Raw genomic sequence first — 9,088 nt, 5'->3', positions numbered from 1 at the left:
GGGCGAGCACCGCGTCCCGAAGGCCGTCCCCGCCGGGCCGACCGGGGACCTGAACCTCCCCGCCATCGTCGAAGGAGCCGGTAACTAGGTGTCGCTGAGCCGTTCGCCGAAGACCGGGACGGGCTCGCCGTGGGACGGCGAGTTCGCCCGGTACTTCGGCGAGCGCGCGCACAGCCTGCGGGCCACCGCGTACCTCCTGTGCGGCGACTGGCACCAGGCCGAGGACATCACCCAGGCCGCGCTCCTGAAGCTGTACCTGGCCTGGCCGAGGCTCTCCCGGCACGACGCGCTCGACGGCTACGCGCGCAAGATCGTGCTGAGGACGTTCCTCTCCGAGCACCGGCGCGTCTGGCGCAAACGGGAGAAGCTCACCGACGAGCCTCCCGAGCTCCCCGCTGAAACCGGCGGGACGGAACAGGAGATGCTGGTCAGGCACGCCCTGTCCGGTATCGCCCCGAAGCAGCGGGCCGTGCTGGTCCTGCGGTACTTCGAAGATCTCAGCGTCGAGGAGACGGCCTCGGCGCTGGGCTGCAGCACCGGGAACGTGAAGAGTCAGGGCGCACGGGGTCTGGCGACCCTGCGCAAGCGGCTCGGACCGCATTTCAGTGAACTGGCCTTGAGCGGAGCGCACGGCGATGGGAGGTGAGGAGATGGACGAGGACATCAAGGGCGTGCTTTCGCACGGCGTGAGCGGTCCCCCGCTGGGTATCCGGGCGGCGGACATCATCGAGCGGGGTGGCCGGATCCGGCGACGACGCAAGCGGCTGGCGGTCGCGGGCAGTTCCCTGGCGACGGCCGCGGTGATCGTGCTCGGCGCGGTCGCCGTCGGCGGTCGCGGCGGGGAAGGACCCGCACCGGTGCAACCCGCCGGACCAGGGCTGTCGACCGTCTCCCCCGCACCGGTCACGCCCGCCCCCTCCGAGGGAACGCCGAAGCCGGAGGTCACACCCCACCCTCCCGGCCCCGAATCGGCCCCGAAGCCGGGCCAGTCACGCTCGACGCCCAAGACCAGGGAACCGAGCAGGACGACGAACCCCGACTCCCCGGATTCCCCTCCGCGTAAGCCCACGACGACGAGTGCGGTGAGCCCGCCGACGGCGGGCATCAGCCGGTGAAACCTGCCCGGAAGGTCCGGATCCCGAGGTTTCACCCAAAGTAATCGGAAATTCTCCGACTTCGGGCTCACCTGGCGGTTCGTCACCGAGATGGGGGAACGACGGTCGCGCGAACGATTCAAAGCGCTGAACCCGGACGTTTGAACCCCTACGGTCGGGGGAACAAACCCTCGACGATGGGTAAGTAACGGGTGGGTCGGGAGGTCAAACCCATGGCCGAAGAGGCGCTAAGCGCGGCGCATCAGGAAAAAGGGGAACCGGCGGAAGCCCCGCCTGAACAGATCAGAAAGGCCGTCGCCGGTGCGGCGATGGGTAACTGCATCGAGTGGTACGACTTCGGTGTCTTCGGCTTCATGCCCGCCATCCTGGGGCAGGTCTTCTTCAACGCTTCGAGCACGTCGGAAGGTGCGCTGGCGACCTTCGCGGTCCTCGCGATCACGTTCATCGTGCGGCCGTTCGGCAGCTTCGTGTTCGGGCCGCTCGGGGACAAGATCGGGCGCCAGAAGGTCCTCGCGCTGACGATCATCCTGATGTCCGGGTCGACGTTCATCATCGGCCTGTTGCCGTCCTACGCGACGATCGGCCCCGCGGCGGCGGTACTCCTGATCCTGTTGCGCACCATCCAAGGCTTCTCGGCAGGCGGTGAGTACGGCGGCGCGGCGACGTTCATCGCCGAGTACGCCCCCGCCCGGCGCCGGGGTTTCTGGGGCAGCTGGCTGGAGTTCGGCACGCTCGTCGGGTTCGCGATGGGCGCCGGCTTCGTCACGATCTTCACCGTGGTCCTCGGCGACGAGGCCATGCGCGAATGGGGCTGGCGACTGCCGTTCCTGATCGCCGGACCGCTCGGCATCGTCGGTCTCTACCTGCGGAACAAGCTGGAGGACACTCCGCTGTTCCAGGAGATCGAGAAGAAGAACCAGGTCGAGAAGTCGCCGCTGAGGGCACTGCTCAAGAAGCACTGGACGTCGATCCTGCACCTGATCGGCATCGTCGTGATGCTGAACGTGGCCGACTACATCGTGATCACGTACCTGGAGACCTACCTCAAGGACGTGGTCGGTTTCAGCGGGCATACCCCGCTGCTGATCATCCTCGCGACCATCGCGCTGATGCTGATCTTGATCGTGCCGGTCGGCATCCTGTCCGACCGCATCGGCCGAAAACCCATCCTGATCGCGAGTTGCGCGAGTTTCCTGGTGTTGCCCATCCCGGCGTTCTCACTGATGGGTGCGGCCGCGGACGACCAGAACGCCTGGCAGCTCATGCTCGGGCTGGCGATGATCGCGGTGCCGCTGGTGCTGATCCTGGCCGTGCTGGCGGCGACGCTGCCGGCGATGTTCCCGACGCAGGAGCGCTACGGCGGTTTCTCCATCGGGTACAGCGTTTCCACCGCCGCGTTCGGCGGGACGGCGTCGTACATCATCGGCAGCCTGGTGACCTCGACGGGCGACAACCTGTGGCCCGCGTACTACCTGATGGGCGCGGCGGCGATCGCGGCCATCCCGATCCTGCTGCTGCCGGAGACGGCCGGGGTTTCGTTGCGCGGCATCGTGAACTCGCGGATCGCGCGGCGTCGCAAGCCGGAAGCCGCCACTCCCGGCGGCGCGTCGGAGCTACCGGCGAGTTAACGTCTGTCCATGAGCCGTATCTCGCAGCCGTGGCCGCCGGTCGAAGTCGAACCGGCGACCGTCCACCCGAAAGCCCCGCAACCGGGCAGCCATCTGGGCATTCACTTCGGTGAGTGTTTCGGGTGCGGCGACGAGATCGAGGCCGGGCTCCACCTGCACTCCACGGTGGGCGAAGGAACGACGGTGTACTCGAAGTTCACCGTCACCTCCGCCCACCAAGGTGCGCCCGGCCTCGCCCATGGCGGCCTGCTGGCCTGTGCGTTCGACGAGGCGCTCGGCGCGACGGTCGGCAACCTGCTTCGGCGGCCCGCCGTCACCGGGAAGCTGGAGACGGACTTCCTGCGGCCGGTCCCGGTCGGCTCGACGCTGTACATCGCGACGAAGCTGGACGGCATCGCGGGCCGGAAGATCTACGTGAGCGCCGACGGGCGCCTCGACGCCGAAGACGGCCCTGTCGCGGTTCGCGCGCGGGCGTTGTTCGTGCGGGTCGAGTTCGAGCACTTCAGCAACCACGGGGACCCCGAGGCGCTGCAAAAGCTCGCCGCCGCGCACGAAAAGGCCAAACGCGAACGCGAGTGGGACATCAACCCCTGAGCATTTAGTCCTCTGAATGCGGTAGTTGGCATGCCGAACTACCGCATTCAGAGGACTGAACGCGTGGCTAGGTGAGCGTGCGGGGGCGGATCGCGTTGGCCTTGTCGACGAGTTCGACGCGCTGGTCGATGCTGCCGGCCAGGCGGGCCAGCGTCCGGTAGCAGCGTTCGAGGCCGAATCGCAGGTCACGCTCGTCCAGGGCGCAGCCCAGCACCTTCACTCCCGGCGTCGGCCGGTTCTGCGAGTTGAGCCAGCCGTGCGCCGCTTCGAGGACCTCCGCCGACAGACGCGTGCGACGCTCGGCGTCGAGCTGCAAACGCTCGAGCCGCGCCGACGCGTCGACCAGGTCGCGCTCGGAGACCATGACCGGATCCTTGCCACCGCCGTTGATCCTGGTCTTGATCTTGATCGCGGCGACCTGCGCGGCGACGTAGTGCGTGGACGACGCCGGGACGGCCTCCAGCACCTCGATCGCGCTGGCGCGAGCGCCCTGGGCCAGGTACACGCGAGCGAGCCCGAAGGCGGCGCTGACGTACGACCGGTCCGTTCGCCACACCAGTTCGTAGTAGCGCGCGGCGCCGAAGTAGTCCCCGACGCCCTCCGCGCTGACAGCGAGAGCCAGCTTCGGCGCGACCTCTCCAGGAAGATCGTCGTAGACCGCCTCGAACGCGACCTGCGCGACGCGGGACCGGCCACCCGCGAGCTCGATCAGCCCGCGGTACCAGTCGATCCGCCAGTCGTGCGGGAAACCGGCCTTGATCGCGAGATACTGCGCGGCCTGCAGCTGCCGCTGCGCCTCGACCAGCTCGCCGAGCTCGATCCGGGCCCGGACGATGCGCAACCGGACCTCGATGGACTCGCGCGGCGCGCCCGCCAGCGACTCGATCGCGCCGCTCGGGTCGAGCGCGACCGTCGACGCGAGCATGCCGGCCGCCGGGTCGTCCGTGTCGACCTGCGGGATCGGCAGGCCCGAGACCACCTCGCCCGGATCAGGCAGCGGCACACTCCCGCCGTGTTCCGGGACGACCAGGTCGACACCGAACGTGCGGGTCTCCGGGCCGAAGACGGTCGAAGCACCCGGTCGCGGTTTCCCGGTGCCCAGCGCCATGATCTCGCGCAGCACACCGGTCAGCTGGTCGCCCATCTCCTCGGCCGCGATGAACCGGCGGTCCGGGTCGGTATGCGTCGCGCGCCTCAGGAACCGGTAGTACGAACCGAAGAGCGCGAACAGCGGGACGACGTCCGGTCCGGGCAGCGTCGCCTTGTACTTGCTGGTGTAGCCCGAGAACTCGAAGCTGAGGACGGCGAGCGTGCGCCCGACGGTGTAGAGATCCGACGCCACCGAAGCACCGTGGGTCGCCAGCTCCGGCGCGCTGTACCCGGTGGTGAAGAACAGCGGACTCTCGTAGTCGTCGATGCGGCGGACCGCGCCGAGGTCGATCAGCTTGAGCTGCTCATGCGTCTGGATGACGTTGTCGGGCTTGAGGTCGCAGTAGAGCAGGTTCTGGCTGTGCAGGTAGCCCATGGCGGGCAGGATCTCGAGCCCGTAGGCGATCACCTGTCCGATCGGCAGCGGCTCCGGACGCTTCGTCTCACGGTGGTGCGCGAGCGCGAGCTGCCGCAGCGACTGGCCGCCGACGTACTCCATGACGATGTAGCCGACGGAGGTGCCGGTCTCGCGGTCCGGATGCTGCACGAAGTTGTGGATCTTGACGATGTTCGGGTGCTCGACCTCGGCGAGGAACCGCTGCTCGTTGGCCGCGGCCGCCATCGCCGTGGCGTCACCGGTGTCGATCAGGCCCTTGAGCACCACCCAGCGGTCGCTGACGTTGTGGTCCTGCGCCAGGTAGATCCAGCCGAGGCCGCCGTACGCGAGCGCGCCGAGCACCTCGTACTGGCCACCGACGATCTCGTTCGGCTGCAGCTTCGGGACGAACGAGAACGAGTTCCCGCACTTCTCGCATTTGCCCTCGGGCGAACCGGGCTTCCCGTCCTTGCCTCGGCCGACCTTGGCGCTGCAGTTACCGCAGAAGCGCTTCTCCTCCGACACCATCGGGTTGTCGAGGACCGCGGACGCCGGGTCGCGATACGGCACCTGGGGGACGTCGACCAGTCCCGCGCCGAGACGGCCGCGGCGTGAGGTGCGCGACGACGTCCGGCGCGCGGTCCCCGGGAACGAACCCGTACCGGTGCCGGTCCCCCGGCTGCCCGATCCGGTCCCCGTACCGGTGCCTGTGCCGGTTCCCCGGCTTTCGCTGGACCGTTCCGGGAGGACGCTTTCGGTCCCCGGGTCGGGCAGCGGCCCCGGCCCGTGGTCGACGCGCGGCGTCGGCGGCATGATGCTCTGCGTCTCGGGAGTGGGCGAGGAGAGCACGCTGGTGGGCTGCGGTGCGTCGGCCGGGACCTGCCACTCGGGGCGGACGACCTGGGTCTGCGGGCTCACCGGGGCCATGTCACCCGGCGGCCGCGTCGGATCCTCGGCGCCCGGGATCGGCCGCTGCTGACCGCGCGGCGTCTGCGGCCGCTGCACGGGCGCGTGATAGACCGTCTGCTCGGCGTTCGCCTCCGGCTTCGGCCGCGGCGGTTCGGAGAGATCGAGCCTGCCGGAAATCGACGGCTCCGGCGTCTCCCAGCGAACCGGTGCCGGTGGTGTCCAGGAGGCGGATTCCGCCTCGTGGTCCGGCGTGGTGTCATCCGGTGCTGCGTGCCGAGGACGGCGCGGCTCCTCCGACACTGGTACCTCCCGAAATCCCCGCGACGACGTCTTGACCGAGTCTAGGCCCGGGAGCGCAGCTCCTCCGTTGAGGGCGGCGGCGGGGGCATGGATGGACCAGTGGTGAGCAGGCAGGTCGTACCCGCGCCGGGTCGGACCCGCTACGGTGCGAGAGAGAACCGATTCAGCAGGTGATGAAGGGGAGGTCTTCGGTGCCTGCGTCCTTTTCGATGTCGATGGCCCAGCTCGACGTCGTACTCGAAAAACTCGGGCTCGGCAGATTTGTGCTGCCCTTCCAGATCCCGACCGTCGGCACCACCATCACCGAACGCGAACGGCACTGCGAGCAGATCTGGGCCGAGCTCGCCGACCGAGGCTTCGCACGCGGCGGTGAACTCCTCCGGGACTACGAGGAGACCATCCGGCTCTGGACCACCGCGGACTTCGTCGTCACCCTGGAAGCACACGAAGTCGAACAGGACGCCGAATACCTCTACCGAGGGACCTGGGACCGCCGGCTGGGTGTCGTGAGCCAGCAACGCGGCTTCGACATCCTCTTCGAGCCGGTCTACCCCGAACAGGTCGTCCCCGTCCTTCTCGACAACCTGCCGTCACTGCAGCCGTTCCCCGGACGGGTGATGACGTCCAGCACCCTCCCGCCGGCCAAACGACCGGACGACCCCTTCGACGAGGACCCCGACAACCTCCGCCTGGGTGACGCGGGCCGATTCTTCGAACACCCGCTGGCAAGGCTCGGCACGGTCGCCATCACCCTGCGCGACGACCGGGGCAAACCCCAGCAGAAGAGCGTCCAATGGTTCGACAGCGTCCACGGCCGCTTCATGCTCACCACCGACCGCTTCCCCGACGGCGAAGTCCGCCGCACGTTCACCCCCACGAACGGCTCCCACCTGGCACGATGGATCCACGACCTGGTCGAAGCCGCCCGCGTCGGCAGCGCGTGATCCTCGCCGGAACCCGGCCTCCGGGGCCGTTTCCGCTGATATCGTGACCTGACGAACGCGACGAGTAACCGGCACTTGGTACAGGGGAGAGACCATGGCAGACGGCACCGGTGGGCCACCGGGAGACTTTTCGCAGATGCTGGGCGACTTCTCCAGCCAGGCCGACGCGATGGTGAAGGCCGCGAAGGAGGGGAAGTTCGCGGTCAGCGAGGAGATGGGCGAGGCCTACAAGACGGCACTCCAGGATTACCTGGACAGCTGGACGAAGAACAAGATCAATTTCGATAACCTGGCGCATTCACCTGAACTCGGAACAAGCCCATACACCGAGCAGGTCGGCCAACACATGACGATGATCGCCGCGGGGGACGGTCAGTCCGCGAAGACACAACTAGAAAGTCTTCAGGCCGTCGTCGAGCGCGCACAAGGCGCCATCAACATGGCTATCAGCAAGTACAAGGCCAGCGACCAGGCGGGCAGCAAGGACCTGTCCAATATCAGCAAGGAAATCCACTAGATGAGCCAGTACCGGCCCAAGTCCCTGACGCGTTTCCTTGTGATCACGCTCGCCTCATTACTACTTACCCTTGCCGGTTGCACTACCGAAAAGCCGGGAAACCCGACGCCATCCACGCCCGCGCCCTCAAGTCCAGGCCAGAACTCCAGCGCCGCTCCGGCGGATATCTTCGGCGATTTGAAGGCATGCGACCTGCTTGAACCCATCTCCTCTTCCCTGGGATTCGACCCCCCGGCAATTGAGACTTACGAGAGCGAAAACGGATGCGGCTCAAGTAAACCTCGATATGGAACCGTAGCGGTTTACCTCGTTCCGAATGCGGGAATCGCGGACTTGAAGTCCGACACAGGCGAAGTGAAGCAGACCTCGATCGCAGGACGCGAGGCGGTCGAACTACCCGGCAGTGCGGGCAAAGGCGCATGCTTGATCGGAATCGCTGTCGCGGAAAAGGCCAGGGTGACAGTGAACCTCGGTCTGTCGAACAGCGGCACGACCGAACAAGCTTGCACTGACGCAAGGTCCATCGCCGAGCAGATCGCACCCAAGCTGCCAAGAGGGAACTGACCAGATCGGGAGGGGATCATGGTGGACAACGCCGGTCAGGAAAACTTCGAGTCCGTGCTGAGCGCCGACGGGAAGGCCCACCGGACGTACGAGGGCAAGCGCTACGCGGAGACCTACGACGAGACCAACACCGGACCGGGCGGCAACTCCCTCACGGCGCGGCTGACCGCGGAAGCGAAGGCGGGCCAGTACTCCGGCGAGCAGGCCGAGACGCTCACGAAGGGGCAGGAGTTCCGGGCGGGGCTCGGGCCGTCGGGGCAGCGGTACGAGGGCAATTCGCACGGCGATCTGATCGGCATGGTCAACAACAACCTTTCCGCCGAGAAGATCGACCAAAAGGGCGAGATCTGGAACAACCAGGGCGACGCCTTGAACACCTTCAGCAACGCCCTCACCTCCGCCGCGAACAAGGAGGGCGCCCACTGGCAGGGGCCTGCCGCGGAATCGGCGCACGGCTTCTTCAAGAACCTGGGCAAGTGGGCCGACACAGCGGGCGACGGCGCCTACCTGGCTTCCAACCGCTTCTCCCAGACGGCGGCCGCGGCGACGACCGCCAAGAATTCCATGCCCGAAGAGGTCCCCTTCGACCGCAATGCCGAGTACAAGAACGCCATGCAGCAACTCGCCTCGGGGAACTTCGCGGGGGCGGTGGACACGGTCGGGAACATTTCGGCCAAGCAGGAGCAGTCGTTTCAGGCGCATCAGCAGGCCGCGCAGGTGATGCACACCTACGACCAGTCGCTCTTCGACGTCAATTCCAAGCAGCCCACCTTCGCCCCGCCGCCGGAAATGGGCGAGTCGACGACGGCGTCCGGGTTTTCCGGCGGGGACGTCAAGGGATTCAGTGGCGGGCCGGGGTCCGGGCCGGGCACTGGGCCTGGGTCGGCGCCGGGGATGCCTGGCCCGGGTAACCCCGGCAACCCGGGTGTGCCGGGGCCGGGGATCACGACGGGTGGCGGGCACACCGGGGTGCCGGGGCCGGGTGGCGGTCA

General features: G+C 67.7%; 8 protein-coding genes and 1 pseudogene. 8 read left to right on the top strand and 1 reads right to left on the bottom strand.

The genetic code is table 11. The features are described 5' to 3' along the window. The first annotated feature begins 88 nt into the window (after positions 1-88). From H5J31_RS38745 to H5J31_RS38730, 4 genes are all read left to right on the top strand, one after another. The gene (locus H5J31_RS38745; protein ID WP_181777629.1) at positions 89-646 is read left to right on the top strand and encodes a SigE family RNA polymerase sigma factor; all 558 of its coding nucleotides are present in this window, start codon (positions 89-91) and stop codon (positions 644-646) included. 4 nt (positions 647-650) lie between these two features. After that, complete coding sequence (locus H5J31_RS38740) at positions 651-1,115, top strand: hypothetical protein (protein ID WP_236005654.1); 465 nt, start codon at positions 651-653, stop codon at positions 1,113-1,115. 212 nt (positions 1,116-1,327) lie between these two features. Next, complete coding sequence (locus tag H5J31_RS38735) at positions 1,328-2,743, top strand: MFS transporter (protein WP_181777627.1); 1,416 nt, start codon at positions 1,328-1,330, stop codon at positions 2,741-2,743. A gap of 9 nt (positions 2,744-2,752) precedes the next feature. Continuing rightward, complete coding sequence (locus H5J31_RS38730; protein WP_181777626.1) at positions 2,753-3,337, top strand: PaaI family thioesterase; 585 nt, start codon at positions 2,753-2,755, stop codon at positions 3,335-3,337. 67 nt (positions 3,338-3,404) lie between these two features. On the opposite strand, the gene H5J31_RS38725 is transcribed toward H5J31_RS38730, so the two are convergent. Next, positions 3,405-6,071, bottom strand: a complete 2,667-nt coding sequence (locus H5J31_RS38725) for a tetratricopeptide repeat protein (RefSeq protein ID WP_181777625.1) — start codon at positions 6,069-6,071, stop codon at positions 3,405-3,407. A 191-nt stretch (positions 6,072-6,262) separates the two neighbouring features. Here H5J31_RS38725 and H5J31_RS38720 point away from each other — a divergent pair, with 191 nt between their 5' ends. From H5J31_RS38720 to H5J31_RS38705, 4 genes and pseudogenes are all read left to right on the top strand, one after another. Then, positions 6,263-7,015 (top strand): ESX secretion-associated protein EspG, encoded by a 753-nt coding sequence (locus H5J31_RS38720; RefSeq protein ID WP_328701729.1) that lies wholly within the window; start codon positions 6,263-6,265, stop codon positions 7,013-7,015. Positions 7,016-7,109: 94 nt separating this feature from the next. Beyond that, positions 7,110-7,532 carry a hypothetical protein gene (locus H5J31_RS38715; protein WP_181777624.1) on the top strand — a complete coding sequence of 141 codons (423 nt, stop codon included), beginning with the start codon at positions 7,110-7,112 and terminating at the stop codon, positions 7,530-7,532. Continuing rightward, the gene (locus tag H5J31_RS38710; RefSeq protein WP_181777623.1) at positions 7,533-8,096 is read left to right on the top strand and encodes a DUF3558 family protein; all 564 of its coding nucleotides are present in this window, start codon (positions 7,533-7,535) and stop codon (positions 8,094-8,096) included. Between the two features lie 18 nt (positions 8,097-8,114). Further along, a pseudogene (locus H5J31_RS38705) lies at positions 8,115-9,088 on the top strand (hypothetical protein); the annotation flags it as partial.

The sequence above is a fragment of the Amycolatopsis pittospori genome (genome assembly GCF_013870525.1).
GTDB lineage: Bacteria > Actinomycetota > Actinomycetes > Mycobacteriales > Pseudonocardiaceae > Amycolatopsis > Amycolatopsis pittospori.
The sequence above is the reverse complement of the archived record's forward strand: the minus strand, read 5'-3'. Positions and strand labels throughout refer to the sequence as shown.

What these genes read in the sequence shown, in the direction of transcription:
- H5J31_RS38730 (WP_181777626.1), top strand. Translation starts at nt 2,753, where the DNA reads ATGAGCCGTATCTCGCAGCCGTGGCCGCCGGTCGAAGTCGAACCGGCG.
- H5J31_RS38740 (WP_236005654.1), top strand. Translation starts at nt 651, where the DNA reads ATGGACGAGGACATCAAGGGCGTGCTTTCGCACGGCGTGAGCGGTCCC.
- H5J31_RS38710 (WP_181777623.1), top strand. Translation starts at nt 7,533, where the DNA reads ATGAGCCAGTACCGGCCCAAGTCCCTGACGCGTTTCCTTGTGATCACG.
- H5J31_RS38715 (WP_181777624.1), top strand. Translation starts at nt 7,110, where the DNA reads ATGGCAGACGGCACCGGTGGGCCACCGGGAGACTTTTCGCAGATGCTG.
- H5J31_RS38735 (WP_181777627.1), top strand. Translation starts at nt 1,328, where the DNA reads ATGGCCGAAGAGGCGCTAAGCGCGGCGCATCAGGAAAAAGGGGAACCG.